The sequence below is a fragment of the Chryseobacterium rhizoplanae genome (assembly GCF_900182655.1).
Classification (GTDB): Bacteria; Bacteroidota; Bacteroidia; order Flavobacteriales; family Weeksellaceae; genus Chryseobacterium; species Chryseobacterium rhizoplanae.
In genome coordinates this window covers 255,403-277,730 of record NZ_FXTC01000005.1, presented here as the reverse complement: position 1 = coordinate 277,730, position 22,328 = coordinate 255,403, and the positions used below count along the sequence as shown (strand labels likewise).

Below are 22,328 nucleotides of genomic sequence, written 5' to 3'. Positions count from 1 at the left end.
ATGGTTTCGTTAGTTTCTAAGTGACATAATTGTGATAATCAGGTCATAAAATAATAATACCTATATGATTATAGGTAAATCCGGGATCATGATTAATTATGAGGAAGTTATCTTAATGACAGGTGTGAGGCAGTTTTTATTCTGTTTTAATATGCAAATTTAGGCTATAGTATTAATTTAATATGTAGTATTCAATTTCAATTGTTGTAGTTTTTAATTTACCATAAATATTTTGATATATCCGAAAAAAAATAACATATAGCTTATATGGAAGCTATACTATATGATGAATATTCAATGATAATAAAAGGCAATTGCAGGATTTTACCTTTAATTTGCATGTCATTGTAATTTTATATTGATATAGTTAAAAATCTGTATTGTTATCTGATATTGGTACCGCTTTTAAATTTAAATTTATTATTTAGTATTATATAAATAAAAGCAAGTAGCGATACGTGATTTTATACCCCAAAATAGTAAAATTATAAAATATATGAAAAATAATGAATTTATTAGCGAAACTCCATTTGATAATGTTACCATTTTAGATAAACATGGAAATAGGAACACTTTTGAAGCGTACAAAATTATTATTGAGTTAGAAGGAAAGGAATATTCTATAGAAAATATACCACATCCCAGAAAGCCTACGGGAATAACTTTATCCTTCATAAGTAATGAAGAACAGAATAGCCGAAGTTATTTTTCTATTTATCCCGGAGCATCTAACCTTGTGCATCTTTCGATTGACACTACTTCTTGGTAAAAATTCTTTTATAAAACTTATAAACTACAAAAAAACTTAGGTATAAAAAGCTTTTACTTATACTTTCATCATTGTTAGTGGTTAGCAACTAGAATTCATTGATGAAATTACAGATATATCGAAGTGATTGAATTAGCTGGGGTGATATTTATTCTTCTGAAATGGTAACCGGTCCTTCCATTTTACAACTTCATCATGTCCGTGATATTGATATTACGGTATTTATATAAGTTTACCGATGTACCTATTTATTATAATTTTCGCAGAATTTGTTAAAGTCATCTTCCAGAGTATGGATATCAAGATCAAGCAGATATAATTGTCTGAAGAAATGAGGAAGATCTTTTTTTATAAAATCTTCCTTTTTATATTCAAGCACCAGCTTGTATCCATCTTTAGTTATAGAGAAGCCAATACCGCGTTGATTCATAATTATTCTTTTTTGTTCAAGAAATTCATAAGTGCGTACAATGGTGTTAGGGTTTACAATAAGCTGAGTGGCAAAATCCCTTATAGAAGGAATTCGCTGTTCAGGAAGCCATTGTTTTAAAAGAATATTTTCACAAATAATATCTGCTATTTGCAAGTATATTGGTATTTGATCTCTGAATTGCATTTTACAAACTGTAGTTTTTGAGTTTCCGATACGCTATAAGCCAGAAACTAATGGTGAAAAATCCATAAATAAATAGATAATAGGTATCTGTTTTTGCCTGCAAATTTAATAAAGCTACTGCAAAATAGAATAAGGTAACGACTAATAAGGTCGTGATATATTTAAATTTATTCAGGATAATGGATCCCAACATAAAAACTGAATGAAAAAAGAAAGCATAGGTAATACTCTCCATGCTGGTCATTATTTTAATATTATGCCATGTATCAAATTTTTTAACCACCAGATATTCGGGAGAGACATGCTGCAGGGCAATAGGATAAAAGATATTCCAAAGGAAATACAAACCTATAAAAGCACTGACAAAAAATACAATCCAAAATAAAATTGCAGTTATTATAAACTTAGCCATAAATTTTTCCCCATTGGTATTTGGTTGCAGAAGAATATAAGAAGTCTTGTTTGTATCGGTGCCCATTTCCGTAAAACTCCCGCAAGCTAAAAAGCTTATAAAACCGAACATTTGAAGAAAAAATGCTAACCTAATAGCACTGGAATTAGTAAAAATATCTTTTTTTAGAGATGTTATGAGCCAAAGAGCTGCTAAACCATATAGCACCCAAAAAGCAAACATCGCCAAGATGATAAACATGTATTTCTTACGATTGGTTTGCCAGTCAATAGCTAATAATTTTTTTAAACGGGAGATTGAAAAATTTTCTTTCATAATATGTTTTATTTGAATAAAGAAGTTATTTTATGTTGTTGCTTAAGCAAAGCATGGTACAATAATTCAATATTAAGATTGGTTTCCTTATGGGTAAGATTGGGACTAATGGTCATAAATCCCTGATAGGTTTGTTCACTATATAAGGATTGTTCCGCTTCTGTGGGATCTTTCACAATATCAAAGGTTAATTTCTGTAGAATATCGCTGGTATTCTGATGAAAAATAACTTGCTCTTGTCCTAAAACAGTGATGCCATCTGCCAGTATATCCATATCTGACACATCGTGGGTACCAATAATCACTGTTTTATCATCATTGGTTATTTCTGTAAGAATCTTTCTAAATTCTCTTTTACTCTTAATATCAAGACCATTGATCGGTTCATCCAGTAAAATGATACTAGCTTGGGTAGCAAAGGCAAAGCTCAGGAAAAGTTTTTTTCTTTGTCCGAAACTCAGTTCGGAAATCCGAGATTCTTTTTTCACTTCAAACATGAACAGGTATTTATAAAAATCATCTGCCTTAAAGAGTGGATATAAAGAACCATATAAAGTTGCAAACTTAGTAATAAGCATATCCGGACAATACATTCCGTCAGAAACAAAACAAATGTTCTGAAGGAGATTTATATTTCGCTTGAAAGCCGGATGATTATTAACTTCTACAGTCCCAGTCTGTGGATGATGCAAACCCGCAATACTACGCAGCAGGGTTGATTTCCCGAATCCATTCGGTCCAAGTAAATAATATATTTTACCTGGCTCATATTGAAGATTAACATCATTTAATACTTTTTTTTGCGAATAAGCAAAGGATAAATTTTTAAATATAATCATGTGTCTTTGTGTACTGGTTTGATAGTACACTGCAAATTTATATAATTACTTTTCAGTCAGCCTAGTTTTTTTCAAAGATTTTTCTGTAGTTTTTTCACTACATATTGATTATATATTTGATTTTTAGTGTTTTATATTTTTTAAATATGTCACCAAAATTGCTCTTTACGTCCATTCGGTAAGTTCATAGATGTTGTCGGGACAATACCAGACTGATTGGTTGTATTAAAGTATATAACAATTCAGCCGTGCTGATTCTGATATCGGCAAAACCGTTGCTGTTGGAGTGGTATATCTTTGTAATTGCTGAGACCACTCAACTTTGTTCATTTTTCAAATTAGCAATTCAATTCGTCTTTATGATTTTCCTTTAAGTAAAGAAATTCTGGTTTTTAATTTAAGTTTCGAGATATCGAAATCCCAGATGGGTTGGTTTTCATTAATTACGACCAGTGTTTTATTGTTCATATCAAATTCTTCCACAAAAGAATAATAGAGCAACCTAGAAATCACTAATAGGATCTTTCGACCTTTATTATTTAACATGATATAAAATAAAGGGTTATAGCGGCCAGCTCCTTTTCCCAGATTAATGGACATAATCCTTTCCTGCCAAAAGCTTTTATTTTTGGAGGTTGTCCAACTGCTGAGGCGTTTTACTCTTCCTTTACTAGAAATAGCATATCTATCTTCAAGGCCAGTTATCGGTTTCCAATGCTCCCCGGGAAGGTCATTCAGGGACAGGTTCATGCATGCAGGTGGATTGTTTGTATCAATTGAAGGTTTGCCCAGTTTTTCCCATAGAGATTTGTTAAATAACTTATTTTGATTATCAGGTTTATTTTCCGTAATGAATTGAAAATCTTCTTTGTTAGGAACCTGGTCTGTAAAGAACCACCGGAAACCTCCTGCTGTTAGCTGGTTTTTGTTCAATGCATGGAAGATATGGTTGGAATGAGGAGTCTGAAAAATGCGCGGGGATAACACTGATTTGTGAAAACTGTTATTTTGATTTGAAAGAATCCTATAAAAATATGCAATAGTTGAATAGCTTATCTACAGCAGAAAATCGATAATATCACTTGAAGAATTTTATACTAATAAGAATCAAAAGAAGCCAATTTTCAATGAAAGCAATAAGTTTGATTAACGTACTAAAAAAACATATAAAAAATTATGAGGAAAATTAACCTCTCTTTTAATTGTTAATGATGCAATGAGTGTAGAATCTTGAAAAATTGACTATAGTAATCCGTTAATTGATTGTATTGTATTGTAATTACCTTACATTATTAAACTATAATTCTGTTTTTATTTTACATCAATTTCTACGACGGATAATTATAAACGTTGTATGGGTAAAGCTTTTTAGCAAAAGTTTTGGAAATCAGGCATCCTATCAAAATCGGGAAAAACAATTCGAAACCATTCGGAACCAGATTACATACCAAGAAAAGTGCCGTAAAGGGCGCATAAATAGAAGCAGACAATGTAGCTGCCGCTCCCACCAAAACGAAATTAAGATAAATTAAAGAGGTTCCGAACCAAGTATTACAAGAATAGGAAAATGCAAATCCCAGAAAAGCACCAGCAACAATACTGGGCGCAAAAACGCCACCATCTCCTCCTGCTCCCAGCGTAAGCGCAGATGCCAAAGGCTTTAGAAATATCAAAAACAAAAGAATATACAGTGAATAACTTTGAGGATGATTCAGGATTTCTGAAAGCGAATGATAGCTGTCTCCGTACAGAAACGGAAAACAAAATATGATACTTCCCACGATTAAAGCACCGAGATTTACCCTCAAAAAATTGTTATTAATCCCTGAGAAGAAAGTTTTAATTTTAATCACCAAAACGGTAAAATAAACGGATAAAATCCCACCCAATAAGCTTAAAATTACAAAGAACGGAACAGCCACCCACTTCCATTCAGTAATGTTGATGGGAAGCAATGGCTCACTTTTTAGAAATATCATGAAAATCCAGGCAACAAGTGCCGATGCCGTACAGCTGATAAAAAGCGTTTTGTTAAATTTCCGGGCAATAACTTCCATTGCAAAAAGCCAGCCAGCAAGAGGACTTCCGAACAAAACAGCCACACCTGCCACCACGCCGGCACAGATGAGCTCTAACTTGTAAACATTGGCGGAAAATTGTTTTTTGTACACTGCATTTCCTATGGTTGCAGTTGCCACAACGGTAGAAACCTCAATTCCTGTGGAACCGCCGAATATGACTGTTAGAAAGCCATTGATATAATGTGACGGAATTTTAAAAAGGGGCAAATGATCTTTTCTATAGTCAACAGTTTTGTAAATTTCGGTAATTCCCTTATTTCTTCTGTTGCGGAAAAGGTATTTTCTTAAAAAATAAATTGCCGTAATCCCAATAGTCGGAAGAAAAATAAAGAGAATAACATTCTGTTTTTCGGCAAAAGTAAAGATTAGTTTCTGAAAATGCTCCGTAATCAACTTTAATGAATATGCCAGGGAAGAAGTAAGGATACCGATAAAAATCGAAACTAAAATTAACCTGAAATAGTGATGTCTTTGTACTTGCTTTCTTTTCATACCTTTTTTGAAATCAAATTTTAAACAAATTTAGGTGTTATAAAAGATAAATCCTATTATGTCATTGGTAAATACAAACGAAATATCGCAGAGATTGACTGGCGGGAGTACTAGGAGATCATGATGATAATCAAATATTTCCTGTATGGCCAGAAAAAGAATTTGCTGTACTTTGTGCAGTTGATCAATGGAAAAATTATAAACCTGAAGTAATACAACTAGAAAACTTTATTGAAAAATGATACCAGGTATAACTAATGATAAAACATTAGTAAATGTTTTTCTTACACCAAATGCTAAAGGAACGATAATTTCATCTAGTGGCCTATACACAGATTTGCAAGAAGAATTAGAACAGTACTAATAATGAATCAAGAAGAGATTGAAAGTGTTATTGCTTTAGAGCTGGAAGAAAGAATTTTCCCATTATGGAGCGCGCAGGAATACGCAGAACTTTGTAAGGTTAATGGGTGGGAAAATTGTGAAATGGTCTTATAGATATTAAAATAATACTTATAGGCAACTTTTGTAAAAGTAAAAAAGGAGAAAAATAGTATATTTTCCTCCTTACAGATTATTTATTTAAATGATTACTATTTCTTAATTTATATTCAGTTTTTTAATATTTTTCCTACCTGTTCTTTTATGAATTTGGGTATTTTTATGATCAACAAGCTGTTGCCTTCTGAATAATTTTCATTCTGAACACGCCAGGGTTCAACTTTACATCCGATACATAAATTGATAGCAATAATTGAAATAACCCAAATTAATACTCTTTTTTTCTTCATAACTTGTAATGCGACATTTTAATGTATTATTCTTAACCTTATATACTACAAAATAGCAATTACAAAAATATTACAATTCTTTTTTTTTAATACCAAAAATCTTGTAGTTTTTCATAAGTAGATTGTAAAATTTTCACTACTTATCTGGTTAAGGATTTAAGTGTTTGCAGATTGATAAACCAATTTAAAAACTGCTTATTACGCTCTAAGTCTGCATAAGAAAAAATAGTTTCTTTGTCACCAGCCCACAGCACTTTACAACGGTCATGAACTCCCTGCATTGCTATAGGTTTATGTAAAATTCCATAATTTAATTCCAGATAATATGAAAGAGACAGGAGAAATTCTACGTCTCCCTGCATTGAATATGAAGTAAAAAGATACTGATTTTTTTCAAGCAAACGATCTTTCCGTACTGTTAACGTATCAATACTGAATTGATCAAACAAATCAGCCTTATTAAGCCTTCTTGGAATAAAAGTCTTGGGATGACATTTCTTACAGCAAGGGATTAAGCAGTCTTTATATAAATGATAATATTTCTCTTTTGCTCTTTGTGAGTAATAATGGATTCCAACTGCTCCATTAACACCGTCTACCTTCTGATTTTTTAAAAGTTCTCTTTCAGCATCAAAACTTTACCAAGCAAAAGTACTTTCAAATCCAGCTGAGTCATAGAAAAAAATATACAGATTTCACCAGCCTTTCACTATTACAATGGGAAGAAAAAAAGCAGGCAGAACAAATCCAAAAATCTATACAACGGGAGTGAAGAGCTGTTGTCGAGGATGTATCCATTACAACAGTGAAGGAACAATCTCCGTTACTTTTCGATCTCACAGAATTACAAAAAGAAGCTAACAGAAAGCTTGGCCTTTCTGCTGATGAGGTTTTACAGATTGCCCAAAGCCTTTATGAAAAGAAATTCATTACCTATCCCAGAACCGGCAGCAAGTATATTCCTCAAGATTTATGGACAGAGATTCCTGAACTGGTCAGAATCCTCAATACAAACGATCAATTTAAATCAGCCATATCTACTTTAAAATTCGGAAACTTCAACAAGAGAATCGTTAATGATGTAAAAGTAACCGATCATCACGGTTTACTTATCACTACGAAAGTTCCATCCGCAATTAGCGCTACGGAAAAAGCCATTTATGAGATGATTGCTTACCGTTTATTGGAATCCCTTTCCCATACCTGTACAAAGCAAGTCAGCCACATCACCATCAAAGTTCATCATTATGAATTCCAGGCCAAAGGCTCAAAAATACTAAATCAAGGCTGGCGAGCGATAAAAGGAATCCTTTCTGACAAGGAAAATACCAATAATGTTGACGAAGCTCTGACTGAGCTACCGGAATTCAAAACAGGAGATGAACTGAAGATTTCAAAAACCAGCCTACTGGAAAAATCTACACAACCTCCCAAGCTTTATACAGAAGCTGATCTCTTATCAGCAATGGAAAATGCTGGTAGATCTATTGAAAATAAAGAAGAGCAGAAAGCGCTATCCAATATCGGCATCGGAACCCCAGCCACCGGAGCCTCCATTATTGAAACGCTTAGCAGAAACTATATCCTCAGGAAAAACAAAACGCTGCATCCCACAGATAAAGGTTTACAGGTTTATGACCTTGTCAAAGACAAAAAAATAGCCAGTGTCCAAATGACCGCAGAATGGGAAATAGCATTAGATCGAATTGAAAAAGGTGAACTTAACAGAACCCAATTTATCAATGATATCCAAAATTACACAGCAGAAATCACCAGCGAACTTTTATCACTGCATATTCCCCAAGAAAATATTCCACAATTAAAATGCCCTAAATGCCAACAGCATCATCTTATTATCAAAGAGAAAATCGTAAAATGTCCTGATGACCAATGTAATTGGATTCTCTTCAGGACCATATGCGGAATACAACTCAGTATTAAAGATATTACCTTATTGTTAACTCAAAACAAAACATCATTAATCAAGAATATGAACATTAAAGGAATTAATTACGGCTTTCCGTACTCTTGTAAATCTTGAAATTACAGTTTTGTTAAAGCCTTAATCAGCTTCTCTCTTTCCCCGCTTCCCGTCGTCAAAAATCTTAACAAAGGAATCTTATACTTTTCCAAGATCTCATTTTTCATGACATCTCTTTCAGCTTGCCGACTTTCCATTTTATGATATTCATATCCATCAACTTCTATGGCTAATACAGGATTTTTTCCCAGTTTATTGTAGATCAGAAAATCAAGATGAGTTGCATGATGTCTGGCATAACGCTCTTCTTCAGGACTTAATCTGGAAAAATTTAACAATAAATTTCTCAATGGGTGATGCAGAATAACACCATATTTTGAAAATTGATCGTCGGATAAAATTTCCATGATTAACAAATACATAAGATTCTCACTGTCGAAAACAGATTTCTTTTTTTGTTCCGATAAAAGGACTCTTCTTTTTTCTTCATACCCCTTGTAGAGATAATCAAAAATAGAATGTACCTCACTGTTGATTGTGCTGAAATTATTATAATCAATATAGCGGATGAGATCTGAGATATTCGTGTCGTTGTCACTTTCATTTCCGTTCACCAACAGGATCAGCTGATCTTTAGCTCTGGAAATGGCTACATTCAGACGGTTCGGGTTGTCGGTGAATTCAGAGATTTCATTATCTACTGTGGAGAGAATGATCACATCATTTTCTCTTCCCTGAAACTTATCCACCGTATCAGCTTTAATGTCTGTTCCCTGAAATGTTCTTTGTAGTGCTAAGGTCTGATTGCGATATGGGGTTACAATTCCCAGATTCACACCTTCTAGCTTTTGCTGGGGAATGATTTCTTGAATAATCACATCAATCTGCCGCTGATTCTCTCTCTGGCGGGCATGATTGCCTTCAGTTGTTTTATATACTAATAAAGGTTCTCTTTCCGTGTGTCCTTCCGAAAGGATGATCAACTGATCGTTATAAAATTTACGGTTACAAAAATCAATGATTTTAGGATGGCAGCGATAATGCTCTTTTAACAATGTTTTAGGCACCTTCGGAAATACTTCTATTACTGAAGAAAGCAGGCTATGACTGGAATACCGATAAGGTTCCGGAATATCATAGTTCTTAAAGATCTGATCTGTATTTTCCGCTGTTTCGGAATCTACCACGTTGGGAAGCTGTTTTAAGTCTCCCACGATGACGGTCTGCTTTGCGCAGGATAATGCGAGTACACCTGTTGCAAGATCTACCTGTGAAGATTCGTCAACAATCACATAATCGTAGATCACATTTTCAGCAAAGCTTCTTCTTAATGAGTAGGTTGTACTCATAATGACAGGATAATCTTTAATAAATTCTTCTGATTTAAATCGAAGATCCCATTCGGTATATTCTGAACGTTCCTGTCCTTTATTTTTTTTATAGAGTTTGTTTTTAAACAGCTGCATCGATCCGTCCGTATATTCTTTCATTTTATCATGGAAAGAAAAATGTTGTAACGTATTGTGCAGCTCCTGCTTTCTAAAAGTAAGCTCTGAAATTTTTACTCCATAGTATTTTGACTGAACAATCCTGATCATTTCTTCATACGTTAAGGTATAGAAAATCTTATCTCTTACCCCATACAGAAAAGGTAATATGAGTTTACGCCACCAGTAAAATCTCTTACCTTTTTTTTCATAGTCTTCCAACGTCACCCATAATGAAAGCAGCTGATCTGAACTGACATTCTTTTTAAAACGGATCTCCGTTGTCAATGCAACATCATCCGTAAAATGCTGATGCTCTGTTTTGATCTTATCGATTTCCAATTTGAGTAAAGCCAATTCATTCTTTAGTTCCAACTTTTCAGCAAGTTCAGTAAAAAGAAGGGTGGTAGACTGAATAAGGGATTGTTCCTGTTCTTCCTCTAATCTAAAATCTGATAGATCCGGTATTTCAGTCTGAGCATCGATAAATTCTTTTTTATTCTGACTGCTCCCCAATAATGCTGCTATAAAAGAAACCCCGTTGCTCTCCAGTTTCTCAAAAACATTTTTTGTCGCCGAATTATTGCTTGAAACAACAGCCACACTTTGATTATTCATTACAGCATTGGCAATAATATTAAGAATAGTCTGTGTCTTTCCTGTTCCGGGAGGACCTTCAATGACACTTAACGGATTTGAAAATGCGTTGTCAACTCCTGTTCTCTGACTTAGATTAAAACCAAAAGGGAAAATTTCAATAGGAGAGGTGTGATAATCCTTATTGGGTTCTTTTCCATTAAGGTAATTGTAAATAATAGAAGTTTCTGGAATAAAAGATATCCTTTTAACTTCCGGCAAGAATATTATTTCCTTCTTCTGTTTGTAGTCCTATAGTGTCGGCAATCTCTTAGATACCTGAAAATATTTGCTACCTTCTGGCTTTACATAGCAGACCTGGCAATCTTAATTCTACTTTGAGGATAAGAATAGACTTTATCGCTGCTTTTATAAACAACCAAACATTTATCCCCCTCACAAAGAATAAGAGTCGATCTCATCCGTTCGGTCTTTGCCATCAATATTGATGGTTTCTTTTCTATGGGTATGTGGAGTAGATTTTTGCATGGATTATTTTTTGTTACAAATATAATGACATGAAGCGAAAAATAACAATATATTGTTTTCGCATATCTATATACCTACGCAGAACTCTTTAATTGAGAGGTTCAACAAGTCATTCAGAGAAGGGATTTTGGATGCGTATTTATTTTCAAATTTAGAAGAAGTAAGAAAAGTAACAGAAGAATTGGTCGAAGGTTATAACTATATCGTCCGCACGATGCATTGGGTACCCTATTACAGTAGTTAAAATTTTTATACGCTTTTTGGTGACCATTAAAGTTATCCAAAGTGAGATCAAGATGGGGTTTTGCCATTGAGTATGAGTTATTGTTTTCAACAAATATGCAAATTAATCAATACAAAAGATTTGTTATCATCTATAATATTTATTACAGTAACTGAGTGATCTCTTTTATCTCTTTCTCTGCTATTCGTATGCTTATAATACATCCATACATACATTAATCCTATCAATATAACAGCATATGCTAATCATTTTCCTATCCGTTCTATAAAGTTTATAAAAGTAGCTTTCTCATAATTTGAGAATCCTTCCAATCCGGCAACATTACGTCTGTTGAATTTTCTTCTGTTAATCCAGTATCGAAGACCAAAGCCTAGCAGCAAGAATACTATACCTTTTATTAATATTTCCATGATTTTTAGTTTTATTTAATATACCATATAATCCAATATGATAATTTATTAGATTAAAGTAATTTTTATACAATTCAGAAATGAATTTACAAAAAAAATTAATTAGCCAACAATTAAAAACTAATGTTATAAAGTGTTTATTTTCAATTTTATAATAGGTTTCTAAAATTTCCTTTGATAAATTTGAGGATATTATATAGGCGATCATGATAACCTGCCCGTTTCTTTGAAGAATTTAGAATAATAAACATTTGGATAAATAGCAATATTAAGATATAATAATGAAAACTTGATCTGAAAAGTTATGGATTAAAATTTTTACAACTATTGCACGCAACTAATTGTCACTTCCTTTTACATTTCTATTGATTTTTTTGAAATCGTGCCCTGCTCTAGTGTGAGTTAATTCCAACAATTTTATCTGCCTATATTCTGTTCCCTCAATTTCATCAATAATGGTATTATCAGATTCCCTTTACAATACAAATTAAGAATTTACAAAACCAAAAAAGAATATGAAGAAACAGAATAAGTTTTTAAACAATGTTCTGACCGTTTTTACAAAAAATGGTAAATAAAAGGAAATCCTAACTATTAGTTAGGATTTTTCAATGCTATATTTTTTATAATCGAATTTAAAGTTTATTAATTCTTTTGGTTCAACATTTAGCGCAATTGACAACTTTAGAAGTGTCTTAATAGTTAGATTAATTTTGCCTTGTTCATATTTATTTACATCACTTGAATCTATGCCAGTTAGAAACTCAATATCATCTAATGTTTGCTTATTAATATTCCTTATTTCTGAAATCCTTTTGCCAAGTTCAATTAAAAAGTCTTTGTTAATATTCATTTTTAATGATTTGAAGCTAAAATCCTGACTTTTCTAAAATTTCTTTTGGGGATATATCCCCAAAATGAAAATAATTTAATATATTTGTAAAATAAGTTACAATAAATGTAACTTTGCGATACTTCAACGAATATTAGAAGCTATTGCTTAGAATCTCAATCTGAAAACTGGTAATTTTTAACACACGAGATGATAAGCTAGAAGCTCACGACCTAGGCGTGAGGTTCTTCCTCTTATCTGTGTGTAAGGTATACCAGTACCTCAGATTAGATAATGTAGAACCCATGCCGTTTTTTATTTCATGCAGTCCTGCCATTCTATAATTATCTTTTTAAGCCAGACTTCACCATATACAGTATCATGACATGACACAATGGACCCGTACAATCCATTGAGGCTTTAGTGCTTTCACAGGAATTAACATTCATTCATATTAGTTTTTATAGTGGGCCGGGGTGGAGGCTTAAATGCAGGGCTTCCTCCCGGTTTTTACTAAAGATATGATAATATAAAATAATAAAAGATTGTAAAAAACAGAAAGTGTAAGGTAACCATAGAAAGAGAAAAAGCCCTTTCCGTGAAGTTGACCGCTAGTAGGAAAGAGCTAAAATGCTTAATTAAATTAAACTTTTCAATTTCAAAAGTATGAAAAAAAACTTTTGCAGCCTAAGGCATCTTCAAATGTCTTTAGGTTTTACCATACTCATTTCAGGTATGGCTGTCGGACAGCTCCGTACTATTACAGGTACTGTCACAGAGAATAACAAACCCATACAGAATGTATCGGTATTTGAAGAGGGGAGTACTGCCATCGCAGTAACCAATTCTTCAGGCAGTTATCAATTAAAGGTTTCAGGAGATAACCCTGTCATTATTTTCCGCCATCCTGAATATGGTGAAAAAAGAGTATTCATTCAAAACAAAACTGTAGTTCCTGTTTCTCTCGAACCCCCAACCAAAAGCATTGGAGAAGTTATTCTCAACGCAGGCTACTACAAGGTCAAAGACAAAGAAAGAACGGGTAGTATTGCTAAGATCTCAGCAAAAGATATCGAAAATCAGCCTGTCACTAATGTCCTTTCCACCGCGCAGGGCAGGATGGCAGGGGTGAGCATTACCCAGAATTCAGGAGTTCCGGGAGGCGGCTTTGACATCCAAATCCGCGGTAAAAACAGTCTCCGCCGTGAAGGAAATGAACCATTGTATATTGTGGATGGAGTACCTTTGAGCTCAGAAACATCATCCTTGTTTGCCGTCACCATACTGCCGTGGTCTTCGATGAGTCCACTCAATAGTATCAATCCAGATGACATAGAAAGCTTTGAAGTATTAAAAGATGCTGATGCCACTGCTATTTACGGTTCCAGAGGCGCTAACGGAGTGATCCTTGTTACTACCAAAAAAGGAAAGAAAGGAAAAACGGAGTTCAAGCTGGGAACTTCTTATTCCTTAAGCACTGTAGCCAACAGGTTAAAGATGATGAATACGGAGCAGTATTTAGATATGCGCCGGCAGGCCTATCAGAATGACGGCATATCCAGTATTCCTGCTTCAGACTATGATCTTATAACATGGGATGAGTTCCGGTATACAGACTGGCAGAAAACCTTGATCGGTAATACCGCCGATGCTTCTTCGGTGCAGCTTTCTCTAAGCGGAGGCTCTGAGAATTTATCCTATCTACTCAGCTATGGACATCAGGAGCAGGCTACGGTCTTTCCTGCTGATTTCAGGTATACAACCAATAACCTTACCGGAAACTTTACTTTCAGAAGCCCTGATAAGCGTATTGAAGTGAATATGAACAATACATTCTCCTTTCAGAAAAACAATGTCCAGAATGATGATTTGACTAAGAAAAGCCTTCAGCTGAGTCCCAATGCTCCGGCATTGTATGACAGCTCAGGAAATCTTAACTGGGAAAACGATACCTTCAATAATCCCCTGGCCTTACTTAACAGTGAGTATTTAAATTCTACTGTTATGATCAATAACGGAACGAATATTTCCTACAGGCTGTTTCCTTTTCTTTCTTTGAAACTCAATGGAGGAATTACTTATCAGGATTTTGAAGAACAGAGCCTTAAGCCTCATACGATCTACAATCCTGCTTTTGGACTGACCAGTGCTTATTCCAGTTCATCTCAAAACAATCAAACGGTTTTTTCTTACCTCTTAGAGCCTCAGATCTCAACGGATTTCGGATGGAAAGACCATCGTTTCAATGTACTGATCGGTACTACCTTACAGCAATCTGAAACAAAACAAGGCTCGATACAGGGGATTGGTTTTGAAAGCAATGCCCTGATCCGTAATATAGGGGCTGCTGCCACTAAAATAGTTTCAGACCAGATCCGTAGCCAGTACTATTATACTGCTGCTTTTACCAGACTAAACTATCAGTATAAGAAAAGATATATCCTGAATATAACAGGAAGGCGAGACGGCTCGAGCCGCTTCGGACCGGATAACAGGTTCGGAAACTTCGGAGCTGTAGGGACAGCATGGATTATTTCTGAGGAACCATGGATGAAAAAGCTGTCATGGCTTAGTCTTGCCAAATTAAGAGGAAGTATAGGAACCACAGGAAATGATAAAATAGGAGATTATCAGTACCTGAACACCTACAGTGTAACAACAGGTATATACAATGGTACGGTTGGTCTTTCCCCATCCAGACTGTACAATCCTGATTTTAGTTGGGAGAAAACCATAAAGAGGGAAGCTGCTTTGGAATTAGGAATGCTTAAAAACAGATTAAACGTTTCGGCTGCCTATTACCAAAATACTTCTTCCAACCAGCTGGTAGGGATTCCTCTTCCTGCTACAACAGGTTTTCCAACAATTCAGTCTAATCTTAATGCTAGGGTTCAGAATACAGGCTGGGAATTTGAAGTCTCTGCACGGCCTTTCAAATCGACTCAGTTTAAATACGAAACTTCATTTAACCTTTCCATCCCAAGAAGCAAGCTATTGGAATTTCCAAATCTGGAAGGCTCGACCTATGCCAACCAGTATATGATCGGCTACCCGACGTCCCTGGTTAAGGTCTATCAGTTTGAAGGAGTAGACCCTGCAACAGGTTTGTACCGCTTTAAGGATTTCAACGCTGACGGAAAGATTTCCTCACCTGATGACAACAAGGTCATTGAAAAAATGGGGGTACAGTTCTTTGGTGGGTGGAGTAACAATTTCCACTATAAAGGATGGTCTGCGTCTTTCCTGTTCCAGTTTGTTAAGCAGAGGAACTGGAACTATAACCGGAGCATGCTTATTCCGGGATCAATGAACAATCAGCCTGTAGAAGTGCTGGATGCATGGTCACCTTCCAACCCTTCAGGAACCTACATGCAGTATAGCGCCGGAACCAATGCTCAGAAGAATACTCTGCATTCTTACTTCCAGAACTCAACAGCAGCGATAGGAGACGCTTCATTTATACGGCTTAAAAATGTACAGCTGAGCTACAGTATTCCGGTAAAAAACCTCGGAATCCGCGAAGCGATGATTTATTTTCAGGGGCAGAACCTCTTAACCATTACACGTTATTTCGGGATTGACCCCGAGTTTTTAAGCGTAGGCTATCTCCCTCCTTTAAAGACCTATTCTGTAGGATTTCAACTGAGCTTTTAGTATTCAACTTTTAAACCTTCAACCTTAAACTCCATCTAAAAACATGAAAAATTCAATCAAACAACTAATAAAGACAATTCTTTCATTCTTATCATTAACTGCCATATCCTGTGAAAAGTGGATAGAAACCGATTTTCCCACCAATCAGCTTCCTACAGAACTGGTCTTTGAGAATGAGCAGACTGCGGATGCCACACTGGCTGGTCTGTATGCTAATCTCTGGAACAATTCCTTGATATCAGGAGGACAAGACGGTATGGGACTTCTTATGGGATTATATACGGATGATATTGCTACGGTAATACCGGCTGGAAGTAACGGCATTGTTGATCTGTATTATAATCAGCAGATCCCTACCAACCTGATGGTTCTTACAGTCTGGACCAATGCGTACCAGCATATCTATGCTGCCAACAGTATTTTGGAAGGAGTGGGGAATTCAAAATCATTATCACAGGTTGTAAAGGACCGCATCACAGGAGAAGCCCTTTTCATAAGATCGTTGCTATATTTATACCTTCATCAGATCTACGGTGATATCCCATTTGCAGATACCACCGATTATAAGGTAAATAGTAAACTTTCAAAGCTCTCAGGAAATGATATCCTCAACCGTTTGGAGAAAGATCTTTCAGAGGCGGTAGGACTGCTGCCTTCTGCGTACCGGAGTACGGAAAGAATATATTCCAATAAGTCTGCCGGGTATATCCTTTTAGCCAAAGTCAAGATGCTTCTTGGAAAGTGGACTCAGGCGGAAGTATTATTAGGTGCTGTGATGCAGTCTTCTGACTATTCATTCCAGCATGATATTACCAAGGTATTTCAGAAAAACGGAAGCCATATCATCTGGCAGTTAAAACCTAAAAATGAAGGGGATGCCACCAAAGAAGCTTCACTCTATAACTTCTCAGGAATTCCCACCACGTATATGCTTAGTACAGACCTAGTGAATAGTTTTGCTGATTCCGATCTGAGAAAACAGGCTTATCTCTCAAAAGAAACAGCACAGGGACAGGTTAATTATAAATCGGTTAAGTATAAGAACCTTCAAGGCAGCAATACGACTGAATACTCTGTGATCTACAGGTTAGAAGAAGTGTATTTGATGTATGCGGAAACACTGATCCACCAGAACAGGGTAGTGGAAGCAATTCCTTACCTCAATAAGACAAGAGTAAGAGCCGGACTTGATCCTCTTGCGCAGACCATAAACCAGCCCATAGCAATGAATGAACTGATGGAGGAAAAAAGAAGGGAGTTTTTCATTGAGCACGGCATCCGCTTTTTCGACTTAAAAAGATGGGGAATGCTGGGTGAGCTGATGACGGTAAAACCTAACTGGAAGGCTCATTATGAGAGATGGCCTCTGCCTCAGCAGGAAATGCTCCTTAACTCCAACCTTAACCCTCAGAATCAAGGATATTAGAATACCAAATATCATCTATAAAAGAAGAAGGTTATGAAGATAATTGATAAAATACTACAGATCATAATTTTAATTCTGATGTTTATTGCTCAGCAGTTACCCGCGCAGGTTGATCTTCAGAAACTTGAGGAGGCTACAGAGCATTCTGAAGAGATCCGTTTTCTTTCCACTTCGCGAAATGGAAGTTGGAAAGTATGGCAGTCCTCTTATGAAACTAAACCTCCGCAATTGAAAATAGCGGACAGTCATCATCCTGAAACACTCTTTACGCAAGAAGGAGTAGGAGCATGGAAGCAGGTTGGGGATAAAGGTCTTCTGATGAAACAAGGAGAGGATCTGAAGTACAGAATTCTGGGAACAAACAAAGAAACTGTTCATCATCATGTCAAAGAATTCGGATATCAGGAATCTCAGAATTTCTTCTGGATTCTTCATAATAAAAAGCTCAGTAAGGCTTTAAAAATCTATAATCACGATTCAAAATTGATTAACATCATATCTGATGTAGAAAGGATATTTGCACTTAAAAACGAACTGATACTATTAATTAAAAAGAATGAAAATAACGAACTATATTGTTATAACGGCAGAAACCTGAAGCTAATCTGGTCAGGCACTGCTGAACTATACCGGATTTATGAATCAGGCCTGGTGACTAAAGGGTATACCTTAATCCTACAGGAAACCAAAGGCTTAACCACGTATTATGTGAATGAAAATGCTCACCTGACAGCACTCTCATTAGATGAAGGGGAGTATTTTGATGATGTCAGTCAGTATCCCTCCGCAGATGTCAAGGCTGTTTATTTGCGGCTGAGCCATAAAAAGGAAAAAGAAATAGAAAAGAGTATGGTAGACATTTGGTATGGAAAGGATTTTGATCTGGAGCAGCACTTCCATGAAAAGCCTTTCCATAGGTATGTTCTCTGGTATCCACTAGAAAACAGAATCGTATCTGCTGACCGCAAACGGTTTGGTAAAATGACAGCTGTAGGAAAGTCAGGGTTATTTCTAACCAAAGAAATTGATTCTACATTGGTAGATCCTCATGATAAGAAAGGGAAGGATTATCCAGAGCGGTTCTTTATTTATAATCCTGAAATTAACAGCCATCTTTTTGTAGACGAAATCTCTCAGGGAATACACATAAGCCCATCTGGAAAATGGTTGTTGTATAGAAAAGACAGCAGGTGGAACGTATACAATACTCTAACCAACCAAAGAAAAGAAATTGATCTGCCTGAGTATTCAACACCATACTACTGTTCATCCGATAAAGTTCTTTGGGTCAGAGGTAATGAAATATGGCTTCAGAATCTTAGGAACTTTGCAAAGTCCAAACAAGGTACTTTTACGGGAACTATTGAAATCCTTAATGCGGAAAAGCAAACATCAGAACTAGGATACAGCATTATATACCCGACTGTGGGTCTTAAGCATGAGCTTCTGTTAAAGATAAAGGAAGACTATTCTGTCAGATCTTCTGTAGTCAGCTGGAAAAACGGACGGTCTTTGTATCTTATCCTTAATACAGACGACCGGATTACCGAAGTTTCCTACAACCAAATTTCAAAATCCTATACCTGGATCAGAGAGAACTATAACAAGGCTCCTGAAATTATCATAAAGAAACCTAATGAACAAGCACGGACGCTCTATGCATCACAGCAGCCAGCTTCTACAAAAATGATAACTATGAAGCGCCTCCATTATAAAGGCCCGAACAATGAAGATTTGAGTGCAATTCTGTATTTTCCTCCTAATTTCAAGGAAGATAAAAAGTATCCTGTTGTTCTTTCTATATACGAAATGCAAAGTCAGAATGCCAATAAATATCTTCCTCCTACTTTTAAAAACTCCAGAGGTTTTAATGAAAGATTTTTTTTGGAATCAGGTTATATAATCTTGCTTCCGGATATCAGTCCAGGAGATAAAGAACCTGGATACTCAGCGCTACATTGCGTCAACAATGCCCTCGACCAGCTTGCAACAATACAACAGGCAGATATGAAAAGGGTAGGTCTTGTAGGACAGTCTTTTGGCGGGTATCAGACCAATTTCATTGCTACTCAATCTGACCGGTTTGCTGCCTATATCTCAGGGGCATCCATTTCAGATGTGATCAATACTTCCTTTGCATTTAACTATAATCATTTTTCTGCTGATTACTGGAGGTATGAAGATGGGCAGTTCAGGTTTGGAGATTTTGTGACCCATAAACAAAGGTATATTGATAATAACCCGCTGTATTATGCTCATCAGGTTAATGCTCCCATGCTGTTATGGACAGGGACAGCAGATAAAAATGTCAATCCTGAACAAACCCGGACAATGTATAATGTGCTCCGGAAACATAAAAAGACCGTTATTGCCCTTTTCTATCAGGACGAATTACACGCCTTAACAAGAAATTCTTCCCGTAAAGATCTTAGCATTAAGATGCTGGAGTGGTTTGGATATTTTCTCAAGGATCATCAAGATGTTCCATGGATCAATAAACAAATAAAGAAACACTCAGATCGAGTAGCTTTCAGAACCTCAGAAAAATTCAGTTATTGACTTGTTATTATCAGTCCGGTATTTTGCCAGGCTGATTTCTTGTTTTAGTTTATAGTGGTGAAGTTAAGTTTGAGTTATTCAAAAAGAAATGATGTAATTAGAAGTATATATCATTATTTCTTCCAATTAATTTGTTTTTCAAATGTTGATAATTTTCTAAATTCAGAATTGAGATATAGTAATTATTTTACGTGTATTTCTGTATAAATCTACATTTTCACATGTCTATCTATGAAGTAGAAATTTTAAATTTACAACCAATAAAATAGAGCTTCAAATGTTTTATTATATCTTATTCATAAGAATAAAGACATTAAAATCCCATCAATCTGAATAAAATGTAGAATAAAATTTGACTTAACAGAAAACGTGAAAAAAGGAAATTTTATTAATAAAACACATCTATTATAACTAATAATTAATCTTTTTAAAAAACATGTACTGGGCACAACTTTCAGAAAGAATGATAAAAGACAAAGTATTTAAGGCTTTAAATAGTAATTTTAATTATTCGACCGATCTAATATTAGGAATTCCCGGTTCTTATTTAAATCAGAAACAATTTTATAGTACCTCATTTATAAAAGAATCACCTTTTCTTTCTGTTCTGATGCACAATCCCAATCATATTGGATGTCATACCTATAATAAAGGGGAAAAGTATTTTTTAGGGACACAACAGCTGGAAATTGAACTATTACAGATCTGTGCTGAAGAGATTTTAGAGGCAAAAAAAGGAGAATATGATGGATATGTAGCTACTGGAGGTACTGAAGCAAATATTCAGGCCCAATGGATTTACAGAAACTATTTTATGAAAGAAAAAGGAGCTCTGATCTCTGAAATAGGAATTGTTTTTACTGAAGATGCTCATTATTCTGTGTATAAAGGTGCTAACCTGTTAGGAATATCTCCGATTTGTGTTAAAGTAGATGCTGATAACAGAAGAGTGATTCAGGATGATTTGAAGAATCAATTGAAAAAATCATCTGCTCAAGGTATTAAATACATTATTGTACACCTTTCTATGGGAACAACAATGTTTGGCAGTATTGATGATGCTGATCTTTTTTTAGATATTGTCAGAAAGGATTTTTGTAATTATTTTGTGCACGTTGATGCTGCTTTTGGAGGATTTATCTATCCTTTTTCTTCTTCTAAAAAGGATCTGTACTTTCAAAATCCTGAGATTAGTTCAATTACAATTGATGCGCATAAAATGCTTCAGTCTCCTTATGGCACTGGAATTTTCTTATGCAGAAAAGGGCTGATTGATCAGTCTCAGACTTCGGAAGCTGCCTATGTATATGGTTCAGACTTCACGTTATGTGGGAGCAGGTCCGGCGCCAATGCAGTAGCAATATGGATGATTTTAAAGAGTTACGGTTCTACGGGATGGACCGATGCAATAGCGCAAGTGATAAGCCGCACAGACTTTATATGTCATAAACTTGTTAAAATGAAAGTAAAATTCTACAGAAATCCTCATATGAATATTGTTTCCATAAAAGCACCATTTATTCCCAAAGAGCTTGCAGAAAAATACAATTTGGTTGCTGATAACTATCATTCGCCCAAATGGTGGAAGATTGTGGTGATGCCTCATGTCACCACAGCGCTGCTTTCTGAATTTATAAATGATTTGGATAAATTTAATAAGTGTGAGTGTAATTAATGATATTCTTATGATCATTTCAAAAAAATATTTAAAAAGACATTCTAAAGCAATTTGATTATGCAATTCTACTTAATTTCATAAAGTTTAATACTTGATATTAAGTTTATTGCAGGATTTTCTATTACAAATTATTTACATAAATTTGTTTCACTAACCAATTATTGTAATATTACTATGTTGTTTTTCCATAAAAGTGCTAAAATAGATGAAGAAAAGTATAAAGATTTTTTTTATGCTTACAACAAACGTGTTTATATACATCAAAAAAAGTAAAAGACAGAGATACTGTACGGGAGATCATGCAAAATGTATTTATAAGTACTTTGGCAATATCGTCCTAAACTTTTAAATCCACAATTGAATGAAAGTATTATTTTCAATATATGTGATCAGGAAATACACAAATTTGATATGTCTTTGTAAATACTTTCTTCGAAACCATTGGGTTTAATAATGATGGCTCTGGAAATTATACCTTCCATTGCTTCAATGACAGTAGTGTCCTTGAAAATCTGGACTATACTCTAAGTTAGGACAATAATTTTATAATAGTGATTAAACTTATTCTTTTCATAAATTGAATTATCTATCAAAATTGTTTTAACTCTATAAATTCA

15 protein-coding genes and 2 pseudogenes are annotated in these 22,328 nt (G+C 34.9%); 8 read left to right on the top strand and 9 right to left on the bottom strand.

What is annotated here, in order from left to right; genetic code table 11:
* The first annotated feature begins 496 nt into the window (after window positions 1-496).
* On the top strand, window positions 497-769 hold the full coding sequence (locus FN817_RS13725; RefSeq protein WP_142718444.1) for a hypothetical protein: 273 nt from the start codon (window positions 497-499) through the stop codon (window positions 767-769).
* Window positions 770-1,013: 244 nt separating this feature from the next.
* Here the strand turns inward: FN817_RS13725 and FN817_RS13720 are convergent, their stop codons facing one another.
* The 5 genes from FN817_RS13720 to FN817_RS13700 all read right to left on the bottom strand — a co-directional run bounded on the left by FN817_RS13720 (window position 1,014) and on the right by FN817_RS13700 (window position 5,524).
* Window positions 1,014-1,385 (bottom strand): GntR family transcriptional regulator, encoded by a 372-nt coding sequence (locus FN817_RS13720; protein WP_142718443.1) that lies wholly within the window; start codon window positions 1,383-1,385, stop codon window positions 1,014-1,016.
* Window position 1,386: 1 nt separating this feature from the next.
* Entirely contained in the window at window positions 1,387-2,112 is a 726-nt protein-coding gene (locus FN817_RS13715) for a hypothetical protein (RefSeq protein ID WP_142718442.1), read from the bottom strand.
* An 8-nt stretch (window positions 2,113-2,120) separates the two neighbouring features.
* Entirely contained in the window at window positions 2,121-2,951 is an 831-nt protein-coding gene (locus tag FN817_RS13710) for an ABC transporter ATP-binding protein (protein WP_142718441.1), read from the bottom strand.
* Window positions 2,952-3,308: 357 nt separating this feature from the next.
* Window positions 3,309-3,938, bottom strand: coding sequence for an NUMOD4 domain-containing protein (locus FN817_RS13705; RefSeq protein WP_142718440.1), 630 nt, complete (start codon window positions 3,936-3,938; stop codon window positions 3,309-3,311).
* A 341-nt stretch (window positions 3,939-4,279) separates the two neighbouring features.
* Window positions 4,280-5,524, bottom strand: coding sequence for a chloride channel protein (locus FN817_RS13700; protein WP_142718439.1), 1,245 nt, complete (start codon window positions 5,522-5,524; stop codon window positions 4,280-4,282).
* A 98-nt stretch (window positions 5,525-5,622) separates the two neighbouring features.
* Here FN817_RS13700 and FN817_RS23605 point away from each other — a divergent pair, with 98 nt between their 5' ends.
* Window positions 5,623-5,766 carry a DUF2750 domain-containing protein gene (locus FN817_RS23605; protein WP_142718506.1) on the top strand — a complete coding sequence of 48 codons (144 nt, stop codon included), beginning with the start codon at window positions 5,623-5,625 and terminating at the stop codon, window positions 5,764-5,766.
* 689 nt (window positions 5,767-6,455) lie between these two features.
* On the opposite strand, the gene FN817_RS13685 is transcribed toward FN817_RS23605, so the two are convergent.
* On the bottom strand, window positions 6,456-6,764 hold the full coding sequence (locus tag FN817_RS13685; protein ID WP_142718437.1) for a hypothetical protein: 309 nt from the start codon (window positions 6,762-6,764) through the stop codon (window positions 6,456-6,458).
* Between the two features lie 338 nt (window positions 6,765-7,102).
* On the opposite strand from FN817_RS13685, the pseudogene FN817_RS13680 reads away from it, so the two are divergent.
* Window positions 7,103-8,356, top strand: a pseudogene (locus tag FN817_RS13680) (DNA topoisomerase); the annotation flags it as partial.
* Window positions 8,357-8,358: 2 nt separating this feature from the next.
* Here FN817_RS13680 and FN817_RS13675 read toward each other — a convergent pair.
* Window positions 8,359-10,641 (bottom strand): AAA domain-containing protein, encoded by a 2,283-nt coding sequence (locus FN817_RS13675; RefSeq protein WP_142718436.1) that lies wholly within the window; start codon window positions 10,639-10,641, stop codon window positions 8,359-8,361.
* Between the two features lie 340 nt (window positions 10,642-10,981).
* On the opposite strand from FN817_RS13675, the pseudogene FN817_RS23600 reads away from it, so the two are divergent.
* Window positions 10,982-11,124, top strand: a pseudogene (locus tag FN817_RS23600) (integrase core domain-containing protein); the annotation flags it as partial.
* A 273-nt stretch (window positions 11,125-11,397) separates the two neighbouring features.
* On the opposite strand, the gene FN817_RS23530 reads toward FN817_RS23600, so the two are convergent.
* Together FN817_RS23530 and FN817_RS13660 are read right to left on the bottom strand one after the other, a co-directional pair.
* On the bottom strand, window positions 11,398-11,562 hold the full coding sequence (locus FN817_RS23530; protein WP_317129980.1) for a hypothetical protein: 165 nt from the start codon (window positions 11,560-11,562) through the stop codon (window positions 11,398-11,400).
* A gap of 598 nt (window positions 11,563-12,160) precedes the next feature.
* Window positions 12,161-12,415, bottom strand: a complete 255-nt coding sequence (locus tag FN817_RS13660) for a helix-turn-helix domain-containing protein (RefSeq protein WP_142718435.1) — start codon at window positions 12,413-12,415, stop codon at window positions 12,161-12,163.
* A gap of 645 nt (window positions 12,416-13,060) precedes the next feature.
* Between FN817_RS13660 and FN817_RS13655 the strand changes: the two genes are divergently transcribed.
* The 4 genes from FN817_RS13655 to FN817_RS13640 all read left to right on the top strand — a co-directional run bounded on the left by FN817_RS13655 (window position 13,061) and on the right by FN817_RS13640 (window position 21,708).
* Complete coding sequence (locus tag FN817_RS13655; RefSeq protein WP_142718434.1) at window positions 13,061-16,048, top strand: SusC/RagA family TonB-linked outer membrane protein; 2,988 nt, start codon at window positions 13,061-13,063, stop codon at window positions 16,046-16,048.
* 43 nt (window positions 16,049-16,091) lie between these two features.
* Window positions 16,092-17,474, top strand: a complete 1,383-nt coding sequence (locus FN817_RS13650; protein WP_142718433.1) for a RagB/SusD family nutrient uptake outer membrane protein — start codon at window positions 16,092-16,094, stop codon at window positions 17,472-17,474.
* Between the two features lie 33 nt (window positions 17,475-17,507).
* Window positions 17,508-20,033, top strand: coding sequence for an alpha/beta hydrolase family protein (locus tag FN817_RS13645; RefSeq protein WP_142718432.1), 2,526 nt, complete (start codon window positions 17,508-17,510; stop codon window positions 20,031-20,033).
* A 436-nt stretch (window positions 20,034-20,469) separates the two neighbouring features.
* Complete coding sequence (locus tag FN817_RS13640) at window positions 20,470-21,708, top strand: pyridoxal-dependent decarboxylase (protein WP_142718431.1); 1,239 nt, start codon at window positions 20,470-20,472, stop codon at window positions 21,706-21,708.
* The last annotated feature ends 620 nt before the right edge of the window (window positions 21,709-22,328 follow it).